Annotated in this window: 17 protein-coding genes; 6 read left to right on the top strand and 11 right to left on the bottom strand. The window is 64.1% G+C overall.

Annotation, left to right across the window (positions count from 1 at the left end):
* Positions 1-30 precede the first annotated feature (30 nt).
* Together M3P27_06140 and pyrF are read left to right on the top strand one after the other, a co-directional pair.
* Positions 31-459, top strand: a complete 429-nt coding sequence (locus M3P27_06140) for a septal ring lytic transglycosylase RlpA family protein (GenBank protein MDP9267891.1) — start codon at positions 31-33, stop codon at positions 457-459.
* Positions 460-585: 126 nt separating this feature from the next.
* Positions 586-1317, top strand: a complete 732-nt coding sequence (gene pyrF / locus M3P27_06135; GenBank protein ID MDP9267890.1) for an orotidine-5'-phosphate decarboxylase — start codon at positions 586-588, stop codon at positions 1315-1317.
* Between the two features lie 95 nt (positions 1318-1412).
* Here the strand turns inward: pyrF and M3P27_06130 are convergent, their stop codons facing one another.
* Positions 1413-1592 carry a hypothetical protein gene (locus M3P27_06130; GenBank protein ID MDP9267889.1) on the bottom strand — a complete coding sequence of 60 codons (180 nt, stop codon included), beginning with the start codon at positions 1590-1592 and terminating at the stop codon, positions 1413-1415.
* Between the two features lie 234 nt (positions 1593-1826).
* On the opposite strand from M3P27_06130, the gene M3P27_06125 reads away from it, so the two are divergent.
* The 4 genes from M3P27_06125 to glpX all read left to right on the top strand — a co-directional run bounded on the left by M3P27_06125 (position 1827) and on the right by glpX (position 5197).
* Positions 1827-2222, top strand: a complete 396-nt coding sequence (locus M3P27_06125; GenBank protein ID MDP9267888.1) for a hypothetical protein — start codon at positions 1827-1829, stop codon at positions 2220-2222.
* 40 nt (positions 2223-2262) lie between these two features.
* On the top strand, positions 2263-2799 hold the full coding sequence (locus M3P27_06120) for a hypothetical protein (protein ID MDP9267887.1): 537 nt from the start codon (positions 2263-2265) through the stop codon (positions 2797-2799).
* Between the two features lie 106 nt (positions 2800-2905).
* Positions 2906-4084: an acyl-CoA dehydrogenase family protein gene (locus tag M3P27_06115; GenBank protein ID MDP9267886.1), complete on the top strand. Its 1179-nt coding sequence runs from the start codon at positions 2906-2908 to the stop codon at positions 4082-4084.
* Positions 4085-4099: 15 nt separating this feature from the next.
* Positions 4100-5197 carry a class II fructose-bisphosphatase gene (gene glpX / locus M3P27_06110; GenBank protein ID MDP9267885.1) on the top strand — a complete coding sequence of 366 codons (1098 nt, stop codon included), beginning with the start codon at positions 4100-4102 and terminating at the stop codon, positions 5195-5197.
* Between the two features lie 108 nt (positions 5198-5305).
* Here the strand turns inward: glpX and M3P27_06105 are convergent, their stop codons facing one another.
* The 10 genes from M3P27_06105 to bamA form a co-directional block, all read right to left on the bottom strand.
* Complete coding sequence (locus tag M3P27_06105; GenBank protein MDP9267884.1) at positions 5306-6574, bottom strand: N(4)-(beta-N-acetylglucosaminyl)-L-asparaginase; 1269 nt, start codon at positions 6572-6574, stop codon at positions 5306-5308.
* Between the two features lie 182 nt (positions 6575-6756).
* Positions 6757-7947, bottom strand: coding sequence for a hypothetical protein (locus M3P27_06100; protein MDP9267883.1), 1191 nt, complete (start codon positions 7945-7947; stop codon positions 6757-6759).
* An 82-nt stretch (positions 7948-8029) separates the two neighbouring features.
* The gene (locus M3P27_06095) at positions 8030-9052 is read right to left on the bottom strand and encodes a sigma-70 family RNA polymerase sigma factor (GenBank protein ID MDP9267882.1); all 1023 of its coding nucleotides are present in this window, start codon (positions 9050-9052) and stop codon (positions 8030-8032) included.
* Positions 9053-9318: 266 nt separating this feature from the next.
* Positions 9319-10464 carry an aminofutalosine synthase MqnE gene (gene mqnE, locus M3P27_06090; protein ID MDP9267881.1) on the bottom strand — a complete coding sequence of 382 codons (1146 nt, stop codon included), beginning with the start codon at positions 10462-10464 and terminating at the stop codon, positions 9319-9321.
* 120 nt (positions 10465-10584) lie between these two features.
* Complete coding sequence (locus M3P27_06085; protein MDP9267880.1) at positions 10585-10788, bottom strand: cold-shock protein; 204 nt, start codon at positions 10786-10788, stop codon at positions 10585-10587.
* A 158-nt stretch (positions 10789-10946) separates the two neighbouring features.
* Positions 10947-11804 carry a putative 4-hydroxybenzoate polyprenyltransferase gene (gene ubiA, locus M3P27_06080; protein ID MDP9267879.1) on the bottom strand — a complete coding sequence of 286 codons (858 nt, stop codon included), beginning with the start codon at positions 11802-11804 and terminating at the stop codon, positions 10947-10949.
* 87 nt (positions 11805-11891) lie between these two features.
* Positions 11892-12692 (bottom strand): BON domain-containing protein, encoded by an 801-nt coding sequence (locus M3P27_06075; protein MDP9267878.1) that lies wholly within the window; start codon positions 12690-12692, stop codon positions 11892-11894.
* A 141-nt stretch (positions 12693-12833) separates the two neighbouring features.
* Entirely contained in the window at positions 12834-17030 is a 4197-nt protein-coding gene (locus M3P27_06070; protein MDP9267877.1) for a translocation/assembly module TamB domain-containing protein, read from the bottom strand.
* Positions 17023-17715 carry a SurA N-terminal domain-containing protein gene (locus M3P27_06065; GenBank protein MDP9267876.1) on the bottom strand — a complete coding sequence of 231 codons (693 nt, stop codon included), beginning with the start codon at positions 17713-17715 and terminating at the stop codon, positions 17023-17025. The genes M3P27_06070 and M3P27_06065 overlap by 8 nt, the downstream gene beginning before the upstream one ends.
* A gap of 2 nt (positions 17716-17717) precedes the next feature.
* Positions 17718-20801: an outer membrane protein assembly factor BamA gene (bamA, locus tag M3P27_06060; GenBank protein MDP9267875.1), complete on the bottom strand. Its 3084-nt coding sequence runs from the start codon at positions 20799-20801 to the stop codon at positions 17718-17720.
* Positions 20802-20905: the final 104 nt, after the last annotated feature.

Genomic DNA, 20905 nt, shown 5'->3' with positions numbered 1-20905 from the left:
GAGGAAACTATAGAAGCGAGGAAAACTTGGATGCGACGAGTACTAGCTAGCCTCCTGGCAACGCTGTTTCTGGTTGCCATCACGGCGGCGGAACCCGTTTCAAGAGGCTTCAGCTCCGCTGTATCCACTCCCAAGCCCTACCAGATCGGCAGAGCTTCCTGGTACGGGAAGCAGTTTCACGGCAGGTCCACTGCCAGCGGCGAACCCTACGACATGTTCCAGTTCACCGCCGCTCACCGGCAACTTCCTCTAGGCACATGGGTTAGGGTCACGAACTTGCGGAACGGCCGTTCCATCACCGTACGCGTGAACGACCGCGGCCCCTACGTCGGGAACCGCATCATCGACCTCTCCTACGGCGCTGCCCAAATGCTCGAATTGCGGGCCCGGGGCACGGAGAAGGTCCGGATCGATATCGTCAACGGCGAGGAAGTAACCTCAGCTATGGCAGGCCGGTAGAAAGCCTGCTAGAGTAGGCCCGATAGCCAAAGAAACGATGGCCGAACACAAGATATCCAGCCAGAAGCCCCCGGCAACGGGGGCTTTTTCATGTCTGCGCCGTCTACGCCAATCAGGTCTGCGCCAATGACGCTTCTCTCCCCCGCCGACCGGCTCATCGTCGCCCTCGACGTTGCCACCGTCTCCGACGCCCAGCGCATCGTCGGGGCAGTCGGAGAGAGCGCCACCACCTACAAGGTCGGCAAGCAGCTCTTCGTGGCCGAAGGGCCCCGCGCCGTCCGCGACCTCCTCAGCTCAGGCCGCAAGGTCTTCCTCGACCTGAAATTCCACGATATCCCTAACACCGTAGCCGGAGCGGTCAAGGCCGCGGCCGACCTCGGTGTGACCATGCTCACGGTCCACGCCGCCGGCGGATCCAAAATGATGGCGGCTGCAGTCGCGGCCGCCGAAGCGGCAGCCGCCAGCGCCCCCAATCCAAAGGCCAAGCCCCTCGTGCTGGCCGTCACCGTCCTGACCAGCATGGGAGAGGAAGACCTCGCCGAGATCGGCGTCAGCGGACGTCCCCTCGACCAGGTCCTGCGTCTCGCCGCCCTCGCCCGCGCCGCTGGATGCGGCGGCGTGGTCGCGTCTCCCGCAGAGGTCGCCGAGTTGCGCCGCGAGCTGGGTGAGGGCTTCGCCATCGTCACCCCCGGCGTCCGCCCGGCGGGCGCCGCCCAGGGCGACCAGGCGCGCGTCGCGACCCCGGCGCAGGCGATCAAGGCGGGCGCGACCTATCTCGTCGTCGGACGCCCTATCACCGAGGCCGCCGACCCGGGCAAGGCCGCGAAGGAGATCCTGGCTGAGATCGCTGGGGCATAGCTCGCACCCATTGGCTCGCACCCCAGCTCGCACCCCAGCTCGCACACCCAAAGTAAAAGGCGCGCCGAGGCGCGCCTTTATCGTTCCCCACAAATTTAGAGCTTCTCGAAGAAATCGCAACCCGAGCACGAGATGTAGATCCCGCCCGGGATGTTCCGCTCCCGGTCCTTCATCCGCTTGACGATGCGGGTCGGCTTGCTGCACTTGGGGCAGTCGGTGGACTTGGTCGTGTCCATCTCTTTCTTGCGGTCGGCAGTCTTCGCGACCTTGGCCATTGCTGTTCTCCTGACACAGTCGTCCCTCACCTGCGAGACGTAAGGATTTTTACGGGAGCAAAACGGGTAGTTGATCACTCGCCGGCTGAATACGATTCTACATGACGTGGCCGGAAGTTGTTACCTTCCACGGCGTGTAACATCTATGCTGTAGCTTCAAGCCATGGTAGAGACGGGGCTTGCCCGTCTCAAGGCAGTGATCAAGCAAACATTCATCCATCCAAGGAGAGCTGCATGAAAAACCGGATACTGGGCGCCTCGTTCGTTCTGACGCTCGTTCTGACCCTCGCCGTACTGGCCTTCGCGGCCGATAACAAATCCGCCGCCAAATCACAGACCATCAACGGCCACCTCGTCGACGTCGCCTGCGCCAGCGAGAACATCGAGAAGCCGAAAGCGGACTTCGGCGCCAAGCACTCCAAGAAGTGCCTGCAGATGGCAGAATGCGAAGAGAGCGGCTACGCCGTGCTCACCGCCGACAACAAGCTCATCAAGTTCGACAAGGCGTCCAACGACTCGGCGAAAAAGTTCATCGCCGCCACCGAGCACGACAAAGACTGGAAGGTCGCCGTCACCGGCAGCTTGAACAAGGACAACACGCTTAAGGTCGACAAGATCGCACTGCAATAATTTTGCGCAACTGCATTCGAAGGCAAGGTCGGGAGGGTGCATGACGTTACGTGACCTCCTCCTCATACTTGCCTTCTATTTTGTTTTCTTCGTCGTTGTGGCCTATCTCACCCGGGCCCGGGCGCGCCGCATCCTCGGAGCCGTCGCCGGCGGAGCCGTCTTCGGACTTGTGGCCATGTTGGCAGTCGCGCTCGGTGAGGCTCGCGGCTGGTGGCACGTGCCGATGGCCGGCTCCTGGCAGTTCCAGTTGCTCTTCTGGCTCAGCCTCGTCGTGTCGTGCGCGCCCGATTACCTGCTGCTCTGGCGAGTGGTCCGCCGTTTCGGAAAACGCGGTCTGGCAGTGTGCCTCTTGGTGATAGTGATCATCGGGCCGCCGCGCGACTACTGGATCGCCGCAACCTTCCCCCGCTGGATGACCTTCGCGCCGGGCATCGCCCCCATCCTCGCCGATGCCGCCGTCTACGCCTTGCTGGTGCTCGTGGGATACGCAGTCATGCGTCTCGTCGCCGGCCCGGATCAAGCGGACGCACTGGCCCGGCAGCCGGCCGTCGCGGCGATGAGCGAACGCTCCCGATAGCGCCGGCGTTGACCCTGCCGCTCCCCGCCTGATAAGTTGTTGAGTTTCCTGAATCTCCCGCCGCGCTGGCAGCAAGCGGCTGATCCGCACTTCTAAGAGAAAATCCATGGCATTCAAGTTCAAGGGAGTGGACTTCATCGAGTTCGATTCCCTGCTCAGTGATGACGAGCGCTTGGTCCGCAACAACACGCGCGACTTCATCGAAGACAACCTCATCCCCATCATCGAGCAGTGCAACCGTGACGGCCGCTTTCCCAAGGAGCTCATCAAACCCTTTGGCGAGATGGGCTTCTACGGCGCCTCGCTCAAGGGATACGGCTGCGCCGGCATGTCCAACGTGGAATACGGCCTGGTCATGCAGGAGCTGGAGCGCGGCGATTCGGGCATCCGCAGCTTCGTGAGCGTGCAGTCCGCGCTCTGCATGTATCCCATCTATGAGTTCGGTTCCGACGAGCAGAAGCAGAAATACCTGCCCGGCATGCAGAAGGGCGAGATCCTCGGCTGTTTCGGCCTGACCGAGCCGCAGTTCGGCTCGAACCCCGGCGGCATGCTGACCAAAGCCAAGAAGGTGGGCAACGAGTACGTGCTCAATGGCGAGAAGATGTGGATCACCTCCGGCTCCATCGCCAACATCGCCATCATCTGGGCCAAGGTCGAAGATGAGGACAACAAGGTCCGCGGCTTCATCGTCGAGACCGACCGCCCCGGCTTCAGCGCTTTCGACGTCCACGGCAAGTGGTCGCTGCGTGCTTCGGTAACGTCGGGCTTGGCCATGCAAGACGTGAAGATCCCCGCATCCAACCTGCTGCCCAAGTCCGGCGGGCTCAAGTCGCCGCTCATGTGTCTGAACCAGGCGCGCTACGGCATCGCGTGGGGCGGCATCGGCGCGGCGATGAGCTGTTACGACACCGCGCTGCAGTATGCCAAGGAGCGCAAGCAGTTCCGCAACCAGCCCATCGCATCTCACCAACTGGTGCAGGAGAAGCTGGCTTGGATGATCAGTGAGATCACCAAGGCGCAGTTGCTGGTGCTGCAGGTCGGACGCCTGAAAGATGCGGGCAAGTCGCAGCACTACCACATCTCGATGGCCAAGCGGAACAACATCTGGATGGCGCTCGAGTGCGCTCGCATGGCGCGTGACATCCTGGGCGCGAATGGCATCGCCGACGACTATCCCATCATGCGCCACATGATGAACCTGGAGTCGGTGAAGACGTATGAAGGCACGCACGACATCCACACGCTGATCATCGGAAGTCAGATAACCGGGATAGACGCTTTTTGAGCCCGAGCAAACCTCATGCCTTTTAGCAAAAGAGATTTCGAGGCCGGGAAGATCATGACCACGGCTGCGGACGTGAAGCGCAAAGACGTGAAGCACAAGAATAAAGACACGAACGGTTTCGCCAAGAACCTCGAGTTCGAACTCGCGCTCGAGTTCGTGCGCGTGGTCGAAGATGCCGCCATCGCGTCCGCTCACACCATGGGACAGGGCGACCGCGAGGGCGCGGACCACGCCGCCACCGAAGCCATGCGCGGCACCATGGATTCGGTGCCCATGCGCGGCACCATCGTCATCGGCGAGGGCGAGCGCGACGAGGCCCCCATGCTCTACATCGGCGAGAAAGTCGGCGCCGGCTGGCGCGAGGGCGCGGCCTTCCCCGAGGTCGATATCGCTGTGGATCCGCTCGAGGGCACCAACCTGTGCGCCACCGGGTCGCCCAATGCCATCACCGTGCTCGCGGCTTCCGAAAAAGACGGCTTACTCCACGCGCCCGACTGCTACATGGAAAAGCTCGTCGTCGGACCCTCCTGCAAAGACGTCGTCAGCCTCGACGCACCCGTGAAAGACAATCTCAAAGCCATAGCGAAGCGATTAGATCGCAGCGTGGAAGACCTGGTCGTGATGGTGCTCGACCGCGACCGCCACAAGAGGCTGATCGACGACATTCGCACCGCCGGCGCGCGCATCAAGCTCATCAGTGACGGCGACCTTTCCGCCGGCATCGCCGCTGCCGTGGTCGGCACCGGCGTCCACGCGGTCATGGGAACGGGCGGCGCGCCCGAGGGCGTGATCACCGCCGCCGCCATGCGCTGCTTGAATGGCGAGATCTTTGCGCGCCTGGTCATCGACACTCCCGAACTCGAAGCCCGCATCGCCAAGATGGGCATCAAGGACAAGAAGAAGATCTACACCTCGAAAGACCTTGCTCCGGGCACGCACATCATCTTCGCCGCCACCGGCGTGACCGAAGGCACGCTGATGAAGGGTGTCCGTTTCTTCGGCGAGGGCACGCGCACCTCTTCCCTGGTCATGACGCTCGATAGCGGCAAGGTGCGCTTCGTCGATTCCATCCACCTGGCCAAGAAGCCGGACGTGAAGGTGCGGTTCTCGTAGGCGAGACGCCCTCGAGCCGCAGCTTGTGTTCTGATTTCAGGGCTGATCATCAAAGGCCTCCCGCGAGGGAGGCCTGATTTTTTGCGCATCTCACTCCGTGACCCGGACTCAGCGCGCCGCTGCCACCTTCGGCAGCGCCGGCGCGGGAGGCCAATCGATGCCGCTCCCCTGCTTGACCGCCACCGTCTCCTCGACGCGCTTGTTGCCATCGTGCACGGCGAACTTGCGCCGTGCGCCGCTCTCCGAGTGGCTCCAGAAGGAAACACCGGCGTAGCCGCCGTCTTTGCGCAGGATGTAATACACCATGTCGATGAAGCGCAGCTTGTTCCAGTCGTTGTTGTAGTTGCGCGCGATGCGGCCGAGCACCTCGAGGCCCGCCTCCTGCGGCGACATCCCTTTCCGCATGTTCTCCACGATGGAATGCGCGCCCGCGACCTTGATGTTCTCTTCTCCCGAGCCGGTCGCGCCGGCGGACCCAACGTCCTGGTCGGTGTAGCAGCCGGCGCCGATGATGGGCGAATCGCCAAGACGTCCGGAAAGTTTCCAAGCCAGTCCTGAGGTCGTGGTCGCGCCCGACATCTCTCCCTTATCGTTCACCACCGAGACGTGGATCGTCCCGGTCGGCGGATGCAGCACTTTGCGGATCGCCTCCATCTGCTCGGCCTCGGGAATGCCCACGCGCGTCGCGACCTCGCGCATCCGCTCGAGCTTCTGTTGCCATACATCGGCGCCCGACGCGCCCGCCGGTGGCACAGCCGCCTGTGGTGCAGTCGCCTGGGGTGCACTCGCCGGATACTTCCACTCCGGCGAAGCCAGTCCCGGCCCCCACCAATCACGGTCGGACATCGTCTCTTTCCACAGCAGCCAGATGCGCCGCGAACGGTCGGTGAGCAGGTTCTCCCGCGGAAACCCTTCGGCCACGGCAAAGCGCTCGGCGCCTTCCGCCACCAGCATCACGTGGCCGGTTCGCTCCATCACCGCCTTCGCGACCAGGCACACGTTCTTGATGTTGCGGACGCCGCCCACCGCGCCTGCACGCCGCGTCGGCCCATGCATGCAGCAGGCATCGAGTTCGACCACGCCGTCTTCGTTGGGTAGCCCGCCGAGCCCGACGGAATCGTCCGTGGGATCGTCCTCCTGCGCCTTGCAGACGAAGAGCGCGGCATCGAGCGTGTCGCCGCCGCGCAGCAGCATCTGGTAAGCGCCGTCGATGGCCTGGTTGCCGGTGGTCTTGCAGATGATCACCGGACGCTTCCCGGTCGCCGCCGGCTGCTTGCCGGCGGGCTTATCAGACGATCCGGGCTGCTGCCCTGCCAGCGCGAGCGAGACGGAGGTCATGGCGGTGGTGGCGAGAAAATCGCGGCGTGAGATGGACATGGCTGTTGTTCCTCCGGTCGTTGGTCTTTGATCTTTAGCCCGTGAGGATCTTTGGACCGACGAAGTGTAAATGAAGAAGGGCCACCGGCAAGGTGGCCCCTGATGGTTTGTTCCGCGGCCGATCACGGCTTGGTAGAGCCGGGGCTTGCCCCGTCTCCGTGTCTCCGTGGCGAATCGGGGTCCTACCCCGCGAGCTTCTGGGCCGTGTTCTGGTCGGCGCGGAAGCGTAACAGCGCCGCGATGTTCCCGGCGCGTTCGAACTCCTCGTCGCCCGCGATGCGGATCAACTGCACGCCGTCACGCAGAGCACGCAGCACCAGCCCATCGGTCACGTCCGTGAGCTCGTGCGTGGGCTTGCCGCAGATGGCGCAATTGCGCACCATGCGCGTGTCGAGATGTCCGCAGTTGCTGCACTCGGCCACGGTGGCGGCAAAGCTATCGCCCAGCAGCAACCGCTGCACCTCGCCGCGCTCGAGCGAATCCAACACGTGCTTGAGGCCGAGCGCTCCGCGGCCGTTCCGGCTCGCCTCGCCGATGACCTCGCGCACCAGCCCCTCCTGCTCGGAGAGCCGCGATTCCTCGAGCCTGCGCTCCGCCTCCTCGCGTACCTGCTCCGCGCTCGCCACCGCCGGGTCCACCACGAACCATCCCAGCAGCCGCTGCTTCAGCGGGGCCGAGAGGTGTGGCTCGATCTCGGAACGATTCTCGTTGTGGCAGCCGATGAGCAGCAGGTCGAACGCGCCGGCCAGCGCCTGCGCCTGCAATTGCTCGGCGACGTGCTTGTAGTGGTGCATGGCTTCGTTGTCCACGTGGCGCTCGCGATGGCCCGCCTCGTAGCCGGCATAACCATCGCTGCGGACACGCCGCGGGATGGCGTCCACAAAGGCGGCGCGCTCGCTGATCTCGCCTTGATACAGATCGAAGCTGCGCGCGCGTTCGCGGTCCACCAGCGCGATGCGGCAGCGGCGCTCGTTGCCCTCCAGCAGTAGCGCGAGCGGCGCCACGTGGAAGCGCGAGTTCACGATGAGCTGCGTCCGCGGCAGCCGCGCCGGCAGATCGAACTCCTGCCAAATGTCCTTCGCGCCGCAGGCGAATACCGCCTTCGCGCGCGCGTGGTTCCCGTGCAGTTGCTCGGCCATCGCAAGGATCCGCTCCAGATCTGCACGGACACCGTCGGCCCGAACCGAGCCGGCGCCGTTGCCGCGCTCGCGCTCCGATGTCCGCAGCGCATCGCGGACCAGGTCCTTCACCAGGATCGCCTCCTCGCGATGCGATTTGTTCTGTGGCCGTTGCGGTTGGAAGTAGAAGCTGATCGCCGCCGCTGGCGCGACCTCCAGTTCTGTCAACGTCCGAAGCTCCTCGCGGGTGATCATTCAGGCCTCCTCGGGCTGGCTGGGAAAGCGGTGGGACTTCAGAGCGTCACGACGTCTGCGCTGGGCGACAGATAAAACCGCGTCAAGCGATCTTCGGATGCAGCAATATCTCGCGCAATGGTGTCGACGCCGGCAGCCCTTTGCGCAAATGTGCGAGCGCTCCCCGCACGTCCGCTTCCACCGCGCTCGCTGGCTTCTCCGCGATGGCCGCGATCTCCCGGATGGTGAAACCCTCGATCGCGCTGAGGATGAACGCTTCGCGCTCTTCCGGCTTCGCCCCCATCAGCTCGGTCTCGATCATCGCGATCATCTCCTCGGAGTAGAAGATCTCTTCCGGCGTGGCCACGCTGCGGTCCGCGATCACCGTTTCTTCCACCATGATCTCGTCGGGCTGGTGGAACTGGAGTTGCGGTTCGTCGGAGGCGCGCACGTTCGGCTTGCGCACCGACTCTTCGAGGTGCACGTTCCCTGTCGACCTGTCCTCGCGTGCCAGCCGCTCGATCGCCCGGATGGCGTGACGATAGAGCCAGCGTTCGAGTGAGACCATCTCCGGCTTTTCGTCCCCATCGCTCAACGCCATGGCGATGGCTTCGTCGAGCACCTCTTCGCGCGCTAGCTCGCCGCGGCGCAGGCGTCCGATATTCTCGCGATAGCGCAGCTCACGCGCGATGAAGCGCTCCAGCCGGTCCAGGTTCGCGTCCACCCAGTGGTTCACGTCGCCGTTCGAGACTCTCGCCGCGTGCACCGCCGCCACCGTCTCCTCGAAAGGCACGCCCGCCACCTGCTTGGCGCCGCGTCGCTTGCGCTGGCTGCGCAGTTGCTCCATGTGCCGCGCCAGCTGCTTCAGCAGCTCGGCAAACGCCGCTTTCACCGCTGCGGTCGGCGGCGCTCCATGTTCCTTGCTGGCGATCTCGCCGGAAGGGATGCGCAGGTCGAGCGCGACGACCGTCCCCTCACGCGCCGAGTTCTGCTCCACCAGCCCATGCAGATGGACCAGCTCGGGACGGAAGACTTGCAGTCTGCGCGCAAGCTTCTGGATCTGGGTTTGGAATTCGTGCTCGACGTCGGGGGTCTTGGCGGTCTTGTAGCTGATGTGCTGGTTCATGGCAGCCTCGGGACGGCGATGGTCAGCCCCTGCTCCGGCCGGCTCACTTCTACATTCCGGGAATTTTACTCCTGCGTATATAGACGCAAGCGGAAATCAAGCAGGTTGGCTCTTTTGTGGGCGTGAAAAAGAAATAAGTTCCTTGCAATCGTTAAACGGCTGTGAGCGGGGCGGCGGCTGGAATGCTTCAAGAACCGCGCGGCTGATTGCTGGATGTCCCACCTCGTCGCGCCCGCGAAAGGTAGGATCGCAAAGGTCCGTGCGCGCTAAACGCCCACGGTCAGAGTGGTCTCGGTGCGCGTCACCGGACGATACAGCGTGTCGCGCTCGAGCGGTTCGCGGCCGGCCTCACGGATCAGACGGGTGAGCTCCTGTCTCGTCATGCCTTGCGGCGTGGTGGCGCCGGCGTCGTGATAGATCTTTTCTTCGATTACCGTGCCGTCGAGATCGTCGGCGCCGAAACGCAGCGCGATCTGCGCGATCTTTGGCGTCAGCATCTGCCAGTACGCCTTGATGTGCGCGAAGTTGTCGAGCACCAGGCGGCCGATAGCGATCTGCTTGATATCGCTCATCCCCGTGGTCTTCCACAAGTGGCGCAGCGGCGTGTTGTCGGGATGGAAGGCCAGTGGGATGAACGTCTGGAACCCGCCCGTCTCATCCTGCAACGCGCGCAGCTTGATCAGGTGGTCGACGCGGTCTTCCTCGTTCTCCACGTGTCCGTAGAGCATGGTGGCGTTCGATCTCAGGCCGATCTGGTGCGCGGTGCGCGCGGTGGAAAGCCATTCGTCACCATCGATCTTGTGGTCGCAGATCACGCGCCGCACGCGGTCGATGAATATCTCCGCGCCGCCGCCGGGCAGCGAATCCACGCCCGCTTCTTTCATCTGCACCAGCGTCTCGCGGATGCTCAGCTTCGCCCGCTTCGCCAGGTAAGCCACCTCGACCATGGTGAAGGCTTTCAGGTGCACCTGCGGAAAGCGCTCCTTCAGTCCGCGGATGAGATCGAGAAAGTATTGGAAGGGCAGGTCCGGATGCAGCCCGCCCACGATGTGGAACTCCGTCACCGCCTCGCTGTATCCGGAAGCTGCCGTCTCCCACGCCTCTTCGAGCGCCATGGTGTAGCTGCCCTCGGAGCCTTGCTTGCGTCCGAAGGCGCAGAGCCGGCACGCCGCCACGCAGACGTTGGTGGGATTGAGGTGCCGGTTCACATTGAAGTATGTGGTGTTGCCGTGCATCCGCTCGCGCACCTGGTTTCCCAGCCAGCCGATGGCCAGGATGTCCCCCGAACGATAGAGCGCCAGCGCGTCTTCCGCCGTCAGCCGCTCGCGCGCGAGCACCTTCTCGGCAATCGGCCGCAACCGTGCGTCGTCCGTCTGGAAGACGTGCGTCTTCGATGTGTCAGCGTGGGACATCACTTGTCCATCATAACCTACGTCTATCAGAGGCGGCCCGCAGCGGTTTTGAACGCTCAAGCCCGTCCCGGAACACGAACGCCGGAGCGCGCGGCCCCGGCGTCTCGGCATCACGTCCGCTTAGAGCCGCGCGACGTTGGCCGCCTGCAATCCCTTGGGCCCTTCGGTAACGTCGAACTCGACCGCGTCGCCCTCGTTGAGCGAGCGGTAGCCGTCACCCTGTATGGCGGAGAAGTGGACGAACACGTCGCCTCCCTGCTCGCGCTGGATGAATCCAAAACCCTTGGTCGCGTTGAACCACTTCACCGTTCCACGTTCTCGCATCGCGTCTGACTCTCCTTTAAGCGCGCCCAAGCAGCCAAAAAAACGAATCCCCGCGGGCTGGGCCCACAGGGACGGCGGTCACGATTCCGGCTCGTGCTTCACTTGCGCTCGCTCGGCGGGATTATAGGACGGATTGCACCGCCCGCGCAGCAGTTTTCTCAGCGCCGCAACAATAGGTCGGCGGCCACGAATACGAAGAACACGATGGACACTACTCCATTTGTCGTGAAAAAAGCCGCGTTCAGCTTGCTGAGGTCGTGGGCGGAAACAAGCGAATGCTCGTAGGCAAGCAGCGCCGCGACCAGCGCGATCCCCACCGCGGCGATCGTCCCCAGGTGGAAGAGCAGCGCGAGCGCGACCAGCAGTGCAATCATTGCCAGGTGCAGTCCGCGCGCGATCCAGAGCGCGTTCCGGATGCCGAAGAAGCGCGGCACGGAATGTAGTCCGTTGCGGCAGTCGAAATCGTAGTCCTGGCAGGAGTACAGGATGTCGAACCCGCCCACCCAAAAGGTGACCGCCGCCGTGAGCACCAGGATGCGTGGGTCGAGCGCGCCGCGGATCGCGATCCACGCCGCCGCCGGCGCGATGCCCAGCGCCAGGCCCAGCACCATGTGCGACCAGCGCGTGAAACGCTTGCTGTAGGAGTAGAGCAACACGATGGCCAGCGCCGCCGGCGAAAGATAAAGCGCGAGCCGGCTGAGTTGTGCGGCAGCGAGGATCAGCGCCGCGGCGGCGACGATGACGAAAAACGCGACGAAGCGCTTGCTCAACTGACCCGCCGGCAACGCGCGCGTAGCCGTCCGCGGATTGGCAGCATCGATCTCCGCGTCAGCCAGGCGATTGAAGGCCATCGCCGCCGAGCGGGCAGCGACCATGGCGACCACGATCCACGCCAGCTGCGCCGGCCGCGGCCAGCCGCCCGCGGCCAGCATCGCCGCCGTCAGCGCGAAGGGCAGCGCGAAGACGGAGTGCTCCCACTTGATCATCTCGAGCGTCGTCTTCAGGTCGCGCAACATGGCTAAGTCCGATTGTACCGCCCGCAAAAAAGAGGCACAGCATTGCTGCTGTGCCTGGGGTTGAAACCAACCGAAAGCCCGCCGTGCTTACTTCGGCTGCTGATTGGCGACCATCAAGTTGTTCTTCACGCTGAAGGCGCCGGAGACCCCATTCGCCCGGATCCCGGCAACGTTCTTATCCATCTCGTTGAGCACCATGCCGTCGAGCGTCACATGCCCGTTCTCCACGATGATGCGGATCGGCCGCTGCGGATCCATCGCGTACTTCGACAGCACCGGATCTCCGTATAGCGCGCGCGCTACACGGATGCGCAACTGGTCATCCATGATGGAAGCCGGCGCGATCTCGATGTTGTCGATCACGTCCTTCACTCCCGGCGTGTTCTCCACCAGCGCTACGGCGGATGCGGCGTCGGTGTCGGTGCGCGCGTTGCCGCTGATCGTCACCACGCCGTTCTTCACGTCGATGTTGAAGTTGTTGAACGTGTTTCCGGCCGTCACGTTGCGGTTCACGCCCATGATCAGGCCCTGGTCCACGCGGTCATAACGCAGCTTGTCGGCGATGGTCTGGAATAGCTGTTCGTCGGATGCCGAACCTGCATCCACCACGATCTGGTTCACCACCGCGCGTACGCCGTCGGTGTGCTCGGCCTTGTGCTCCGCCCTCTGCTTGTCGGCATAGGTCTTGACCGTGCCGGTGAGCGTGACCACGCCGTCGGCCACCGTGGCGTGTACGTTGCTCCACTGCTTCTTCTTGCCTAATTCCTGCTGCACCTTCTGCTGTAGCGGACCGTCGCTGGTGTTGCCGCTCTTAGCCGCCGCTGGGATCGCCAGCAGCAGCAACGCCAGCAGCGCCGGCGCCAGCACTCGTCTTACTGTCGTCAACATCGCTGCTCTCCTTGCTCGGTGATTGCTTTAACCGAATGGTTAATAGGTAAGATGCTGAAGCGACCGGCTTGGATGCGAAGTCTCGCGGCCGGTAAACGGGCAGCCTAACACAAGCCCGCTCGGACGCGCCGCATCGCGCTGCTAGCGCTTGCGCTGTCGCAGTTTGATGTCGAAGCCGACAACGCCGTTCTGGTCGCGCACTGCCACGATCGAGACGTTGCGGTTCACGTTGTACTCGATCTGGATGACCTGCTGGGCCGACTGCGTGAGGTTCGAGATGTAGGTCAGCGTGACCTTATCGCTCACCTGTTGCTCGATGGTCACGCGCGCCAGCGGGTTCGATTCCGGTCCGCCCGCCTGCGGATCGATCTTGATCCTCGAGAGGCCGAACAGCTTCTGCGCGCGGCTGCTGATGGTCGCGTTGATCGCCTGGCCCAGCAGCGCGTTCGACGCCACCTCGGTAAGGTTTTGCTGCGCTCCGGGTTGCAGCATGCCTTCTTCCTGGGTGCGGCCCAGCGCCAGCAGCGCGATCACGTCGCCGGTAGGCAGCGGCGGATCCGAACGGTACGTGGTGCTCAGCTTGTCGAGTGTGCCGTGGAATCCGATGGTGATGTCGTAGTCGCGCACCCGCGCGCTTGCCTCCACGTTGAGCACCGGCTCGATGTGCACCGGATTGGTGAGCGTGATGTCGCCGCGCTCGAGGTGGTACTTCGTCCCATTGAAGAACACGTCACCCTCGATCACGTTGACCTTGCCGAGCACGATGGGACGCACCGCCGTGCCGCGTAACCGCAGGTCCACGTTGCCGGAGAGCTTGGCCAGCGAGGTCTCCACCTGCAGCTCGGGCGTGGACATGATGTGCACGTCGAAGTGCAGATTGTTGAGCGCCGAATCCGGCCGCGGCATGGCGGGCGGCTGCTTGCTGCGCGCCAGGTAGAGCGCAAAATCGAAGCGCGGATTCAGCCCGAAGCGCGTGATGGTCACGTCGCCGGAAAGCAGCGAGTTGGCCGTCGTCCCGACAAACCGCAGGTCGGCATTCGCCAACGCGCTGATGCCCGGCGGATAACGCAACCGGATGTCGCCACTGGCCGCCGTCAGGTTGAAGTAGATCCCGTTGGCGTAGCTGATGAAGCCGCCGAGCTCCAATAGACCGCCACCACTTTTCGCGGTGAGCTTCTCCACCTCCAAACGGTTTTCGGTGAACACGAGTGAGCCGTTGATGTCGCTCAATCCGTTGGGCAAGTCGATGAACGAGATGCCCGCCTGCTTGATCTCGACGCGCCCCTGCAGCGCCGGTCTCTGCCACGTGCCGCCGATAGCGAGCTCCATCGTGGTCTCGCCGTAGCCCAGCAGGTCAGCGTTGAGCGTCTGCACCAGCTTCAGGTTCACGTGCCCGGCGGCGCGCAGGTTCAACTCCTTCGCGCCCGCAAGTCCGATGGTGCCGTTAGCGGTCAGGTCGGTCTGCTCGCCCACCAGCCGTAACTGATCGATGCGCAACACCTGGTCCGCCATGGCGAAGCGGATGGGCCCATCGCTCGCGATCTTCACCTTCTCGATCTCGGCGGCGAATTGGTCGATCGTTCCGGTCACGTTGAGCAGCCGAGGCTGCTTCAGCGGACCGTGCAGCTCCACCGTACCCGCCGTCTGCGAGTGCCCGGTCACGCGGCCCTGCAGATAGGCGCGCAACAGCGCGTCGATGTCGAAGCGCGCAAAGTGCAGGGTCAACTGCGCCGGGAAATCGCCGCGCAGCCGGACGTCGCCGTCCACCGACAGCTCCGCCGTTTCGAAGCGCGAGCGCGCCGTCAGGTGCATGTCGGCGCCGCGCGTGGTTGCTTTCGCTTCCACGTCGCCGGCCGGCTCGCCATTCATCACCAGGCCGCGGATATTCAACGTCCCATTGATGATCGGCGCGTCCACTGTGCCCGAGCCTTGCACGGTGAAGTCGGCTTTGCCTTCCGTCGTCAGGCGCGAGGACTGCAACTGTTGGAAGTTGGCCACATCGAAACTCGTGCCTCGCAGATCGAAGCGGAAGCTCTTTGCGCCCAGGTCATACGCCGCACTGCCGGTGATGCGCGCGCCGTTGTGCGCCAGCACCATGTTCTGCAACTGCGCTTCCCTGCCCGCCATGCGCACCTCGGAGCGCAACGATTTGAATGCCTCGCCATAGATCGAGCCATTCTCCAGCCGCAGGCTGCCCGTGCCGCGCATGTCGTTCTGCGTTCCCGCCACCTGGATGTCGCCCGCCAGCGTCCCGGTCACGGGATAGTCATACCCGGCGAGTGTCTCGAGGGCGTGCACGTCGGCGTTGCGGATGTGAAGCGTCGTGTCGAACCGGGACTTCTCGGTGAGACTTCCCTTGAACAGTTGCGCGCTGCCGTCGATATTGACCTTGGCTGCCCCACGCGTCAGCACTCCGCGGTGTATCGCGACGAGCGCGGGAGAATATTCCACGTCGGCGGTGAACAGGTCCCAATGCACACGTGTGCTGCGCGGACTTTGCGGGGGATTATTGCCGGCGCTGCCGGCCGCGACCGTCTGCGCTCTCTCTCGCATCGAAGCCTCTTTCGCCGTCGGCGCGCGTTGGGATGCAGAGAGCGGCGCGGAAAGCGGCGCGGCGAGCGGCGCGCCTGGCGCCCGAGCCCCGGCTTGCACCGCGGCCGGCGGAACCACACTCTGCGGCAGCTCGATCGTCGTATCGAAGTCAGCGAGCTCGAGATGGCCGGCCAGGCTCGGCGCGGCCAGCTTCCCGAAGACGCGGCCGTTGAATCGCGCGCGCCCTTTCACCTCCACCGGCAACTGGCTGCCCTGGCGCATCGCCGTCAACGCCGGCTGGAACTCGCTGAGGTCGGTGGTGGTCAGCGCCACATTCAAGCGCGCCGTCTCCGATCCCAAAGCTCCGGCCGCGTTTAGGCGCGTGCCGCGTGTGGCCAGCTGCAGGTCGGCCACCTGCAGTGTCTGCGAGGCCGCCAGGTACGCAACGTGCACCCGCGCGGTAAGCGGCAGCTGATGCGGCGCCGGATTCGCCGGCGGCGCCACTTCCAGCGCGACCGCCGTCTCCGCATTCCGGAAAGTGCCCATCCACCGGACATCCACCGTGCCCGAGGCGTTCCCCACCAGTTGCAGTTTGTGCAGGGGAAGCTTTGCGCTGGAGAACGCTTGCGACAACATCGCCACGCTCATGCCCTTCAGCTTCAGGTTCGCGCTGCCGCGTTGCGGCTGGCCGGCCGTGGCTTTCGTTTTTTCGCCCGTCTTCTCGGCCGCGCGCGACCAGTGAAAGACGTCGGCCTCGCCGGAAAACCTCCCCCCGAAGATCGTGCCGTTGAGGTTGCCGATGGCGATGCGGTCACGCTGGGCGGAAAAATCCCCCGCCGCCGTCAGACCGGGGACATTCAATCCATCCTCCACCCACACCACGTTCTGCAGCGCGATGCGTCCGGCGGTGGAAATATCAGCCACCGTGTAGGTGCCCTGCCCGTTGGCGACCAGCTTGCCGCCACGCATCTCCGGCCGGCGCGCCACGTGCCCCATCTCCGCGAGGTCGATGGTCACGTTGTAGCTCAGGTCGATGCGCGGATCGTTGAAGTTCGTCATCCGCCCGCTCGCCTCGATCTGCGAACGTGCCGACGCCCAGTGCAGCCCTTTCAACTCCGCCTGGTCGGGCGCCAGCGAGAACTCCGCATCGGCGTTCGAACGCAGCGGCAGGAAGTTGGTGTAGGTGGCGTCCATCTGTCCGATATGGATGGAGCCGTCGTAGCGCTTCTCGAGCAGCGCGTAGCTCAATCCGGCGGAGACCTGGTTGCCGGAGAAATCGAAGGGGATGCGCTGGTCGTTGAACAACAGCATGCCTTCGGTGATCTCGGCGTGGTCGATGGCGAGCTCGAATAGACGGGCGACCGCGCTCTTGTTGCTCTCCACCTTGACCTTGGGCACGGGCTGATTCGTGCTGCCGTCGGGGAAAACGATGATGTGGATCACCGGTTTCTCGAAAGTGATCGCGCGCAATCCGATCTCGCGTCCGAAGAACGAAAGGATCTTGGCGCGGGCGTAGAGCCGGTCCACGTGCGCGTAGGGGATCTCGTTCGGCCCTTCCAGGCCGTGCAGCGTCACGTCGGTCGCCTCCACCTCGAGCTTGGAGAGATTCCAGCGAAAGTGTTTCATCTCCACCCGCGCTCCGGTCACGCGCTCGAGTTCCGCGATCAGCTTGCCGCGCACGCGGTCCTGGAAGCCGGAGCTGGTGAGATAAAGGCCGGCGGCGATCACGATGGCGAGCAGCGAGGACCCGATGAGCGCCCGTCGCAGCACGCTGCGACGCTGAACCGGCTTTACGGACTCAGTCATCGTGCCTCGCTTCCTTCACCGCCGGCTCATCCATCCGGCGGATGCGCACCTGCGCCCGCAGATTCTTCAAGTACGCGGCCAACAGGTCGTCGATGCCCTGCTGCACCAGTATCTCTTCGATCCCGGCGCTCGTCTGCGCCAGCGGCGGTGGCTGCCCGCCGCGGGCCTGCACCTGCGGGATAAAGGTGTTCTTGTAGTAGGCCTCGACCGTCCGGCGGTCGACGCGGATCGACGGACGGAAGCGCGCCTCGATGTAGCGCAGGATGTCGAGTTGCTCCGCCACGTGCTCGCGCACATCTTCCTCCGTAAGTCCGTAGCGCGCCAGCTCGGCGTTCCAGCCCGCGTCATCGCCGCCGGGAAGCAGTTGCCGCCGCACCTCGCTCACCTTGCCCGCCACCTCATCCGCGGATACCGGTTGATACGTGCTGCCGGCGATCTGCTGCCGCAGCAGCTCCTGATCGATCAGGCGGTCGAGCGTGCGTTCGCGCTCCGCCGCCGTCACCGATCGCAGGTCTTTGCCCTCGAGCATCGCCTCGTAGCGCACGCTTTGCTCCCACTGGCTGGCCAGGATCAGGCCCTTGTCCACCACCACCACGATGCGCTCCATGGTCTCGGCGCCGCACGCGCTGGCGCACAGCGCCGCGAAGGCAAGCAGCACGGCGAGTTGGCGGCGGCGCATCCTCATGCTCAGAAGGTCTGCCCGATGGAGAAGAAGAAATTGAAATGCGCGAGCGTGTCCGAACGCCCCTCCCTGCGGATGGGGAACGTGGGCGGATTCAGGTTGTAGCCCAAGTCGAAGCGCACCGGACCGATCGGCGTCTTGTAGCGGACGCCCGCACCCACCGCGTGCGACATGTAGTTGAAATCGCAACTCGTGGTCAGCGTGAGCAGCTCGCACTGGCTGCGGTTCGGTTGCTTGGAGCGAAATAGTCCCGGCCACATGTCGCCCGCCGTATCGAACACGTTCCCCATATCGTGGAAGATCACCGCGCTGAGATTGTTCTCCACGAACGGCAGCGGGATGGTCGGCGTCCGCAGCTCGAAGTTGTTCACGAACATCGCCGCCCCGCCCAGCGGGAACCCGGTCTCCGCATCGCGCGGCCCCGCCTGGTTGATGGCAAACCCGCGCAGCGAGTTTCCGCCGCCGCCGAAGAAACGCTCCGGCAAGGGGATGAAATCGGTGGAGCTGAAGGGCCTCATCATCCCCACCTTGGTCGAGCGCGCGAATACCCAATTCTTGCGGAACGGATAGTAGGTGCTGTTCTGGATGAGGAAGCGGCTGAAGCTCGCCTCCGAACCCAGGAACTTGCCGGCCACCCCCACATCCGCCGTGGTGTAGGTCCCTTTGTGGCTGTCGAGCGCGTCATCGCGCTTGTCGCGGATGTAAGTGAAGCTGGGAATGCCGATGCGTACCGGCCGGGAGAACAGCGGGATCAGCCCCGGATCGATCACCAGCGTCCTGGGATCTACTTTTACCCTGCGATAGGTCAGCCGATACAACAACGTCGTGATCTTGCTGACCTTCTGCTCGATCTGCGCCGAGCCCTCCAGGCGCTGCGCGGTGAAGGTGCGGACGTCGCGCGTGTCGTCGTAGAACACGGTGAAGATGAGCTTGAGGTTTTCGTTGCCCAGGAAGCGCGGCGCCTCGTAGCTGAATAGGCCGCGTTGCTGCAGGCGGCCCACCCGCGACTTGAAGATGAGCGTGTGGTTGCGCCCCAGGAAGTTGATGCGCGTAGCGTCGAATGATACGCGCGGGCTCACCCCCGTGCGCCCCTGCACCGTGTTCGTCGCTCCCGGATCGGAGCCGGTGGCGATCTCGAGGCCCACGCCGTAGTTGAACGTCCAGCGCTTGGCTTCCGTCAGTTGCAACAGCACGTTCTTCTCGTGCGCTCCGCCTTCCGGATTCTGCACCGCCAGGTCCACCTGGTTGAAGATGCCCAGGTCGTACAGCCGCCGCTGCGTCGCCAGCATGTCGGCCTGGCTGAGCGGAGCTCCGTCGTGCACTTCGAGTTCCCGGTCCACCACGTAAGGCTTGGTGAAGTTCAATCCGGTGATGATCACGTGGTCCACGAATACCGGCTCGCCCTCGCGAATGGTGTAGGTCACGTCCATCCGGCTGGCGTCGCCGGGCACCGGCACCGGCGTGGCATCGAAACCCACGTCGGGAAAGCCATGATTGAAGTAGTGATTCACAATCGACTCGCGGTCGGTCGCAAGATTGAAGTCGGAGTAGGGCTGTCCCTCGGTGGTCGAGAGCAGGTCGCGCAGCTGGCTCTCCGGCACCGAGTTGTTGCCCACGATCTTCAGCGAGTGGACCAGCGTCTGCCGGCCTTCGACAACGTGGATCGCCACTCGCATCCTGCCCGTATCGCCCTGATAGTCGTCTTGCACTTCGGCGCTGACTTTCACCTCCTCGAAACCGTTGGCTTTGTACAGGTCGGTGATCGATTCGAGGTCGCGCGAAAGCATGGACTGGCTGAAGCGGCCATGCGAGAGCAGCCATCCCTTCGGTTGCAGCAGCATGCGCTCCCGGATCAGCTCCTCGGAAAAATACTTGTTGCCCTCGATCACCAGGTCCGAGAGACTGTGGCGCGGGCCCTTGTCGATGGTGTACTCCACCTGCCGCAGGTCCGGCCCGCCGGGCGCCTGCTTGAAGTTCACGTCTACGTCGAAGTAGCCCTTGGTCTGGAAGTAGTCGCGGAGGTTGCGCCGGCCCTCGTTCAGCAGGTCGTCGTCCACCGCATTCTCTTCATAGATGGGAACGTACTTCTTCAGCCTCCCTTTGCTGATGCTCGCGCCTTTTACCTGCAGATCGATCGTGGGCCCCTGGTGCACTTTCAAGGTGTAGTCCACCGTATTGTTGTCCGCTCGATTCTCGGTCTTCGCCAGCACGACCTCAGCTTCGAGGCGATCCTTCTTGTTGTACTTCTTGCGCAGCCGCTCCATCGCCCGCTGCGCCTTGCCGGAAGTGACTTCGTCGCCGCTGTAGAGCTGCGAGATCGAGATCAGTTCCGCCGGGGTGTAGCCCGGATCGCCCTCGAACACCACCTGGCCGACGCGCGCGCGCTCACCTCCCACGATGTGGAAGAGCAGGTCCACTTGCTGGATGGCCCCGTGGCGTTCCTCGTCCACGGTGACGGACGCGCGATAGAAGCCCTGGCTCCGCAACACCTTCTGGATGCCTTCGATCGCGACCGTCAGCTTCTGCGGCTCGAACAGCTCGCCCAGATTGAGTTTGGTGGCGTTGACCAGTTGGCTTTCCGCGGGCCCGTGCCGCGGGATGCCGTCGACCGTGATGCGTCCCACGAAAAAGTTTTCATCCGCCACGAACACCAGGTCCACCTGGCCCTGTGTGGCCGGCTCGACGTCGGCGCGGATGTTGGCGAAGCGACCGGTGGCGAAAAGATTCTGGATGCTCTTGCGTACTTTCATGGCGTCCAGGATCTCGCCCGGCTGCTGCACGATGCCTTCGCGCAGCCGGATGTCCGCATCGATGCTCGCGCCTTCTAGGCGCACCTCGCGTACGCGCTGCCCGGCAAAGCGCGCGGCGTCCGTTGGTTGTCTTTTCAACGGCGCAGCCGCAGGCGGGGCTGCGACTGGGGCTGGTGGCGCGGCTGCCGGCGGCGCCGCAGCCGGTGGCGCTGCCAGAGGAGGCGGCGCTTGCGGTACCGTCGTCTCCTGAGCGAAGCCCTGCGCCCCCAGCGACGCCGCCGCCAGCACCTGCACCAGCATCAATCCGCGAAATGTCCGGGGGAAGTTCAGCAGCGCCAAAACCGGCCTTTTCCTCGGCGGGACTGCCGCTCCCGCATGCTGGCTAGTTCGATGAAAATCCACTCCCTTGCCGTTGCTACGGAACAACGCAACCGACGGAACCG

The sequence above is a fragment of the Acidobacteriota bacterium genome (genome assembly GCA_030774055.1).
Taxonomy (GTDB): Bacteria; Acidobacteriota; Terriglobia; order Terriglobales; family Acidobacteriaceae; genus JACPNR01.
This window is presented reverse-complemented; position numbering and strand designations above follow the sequence as displayed.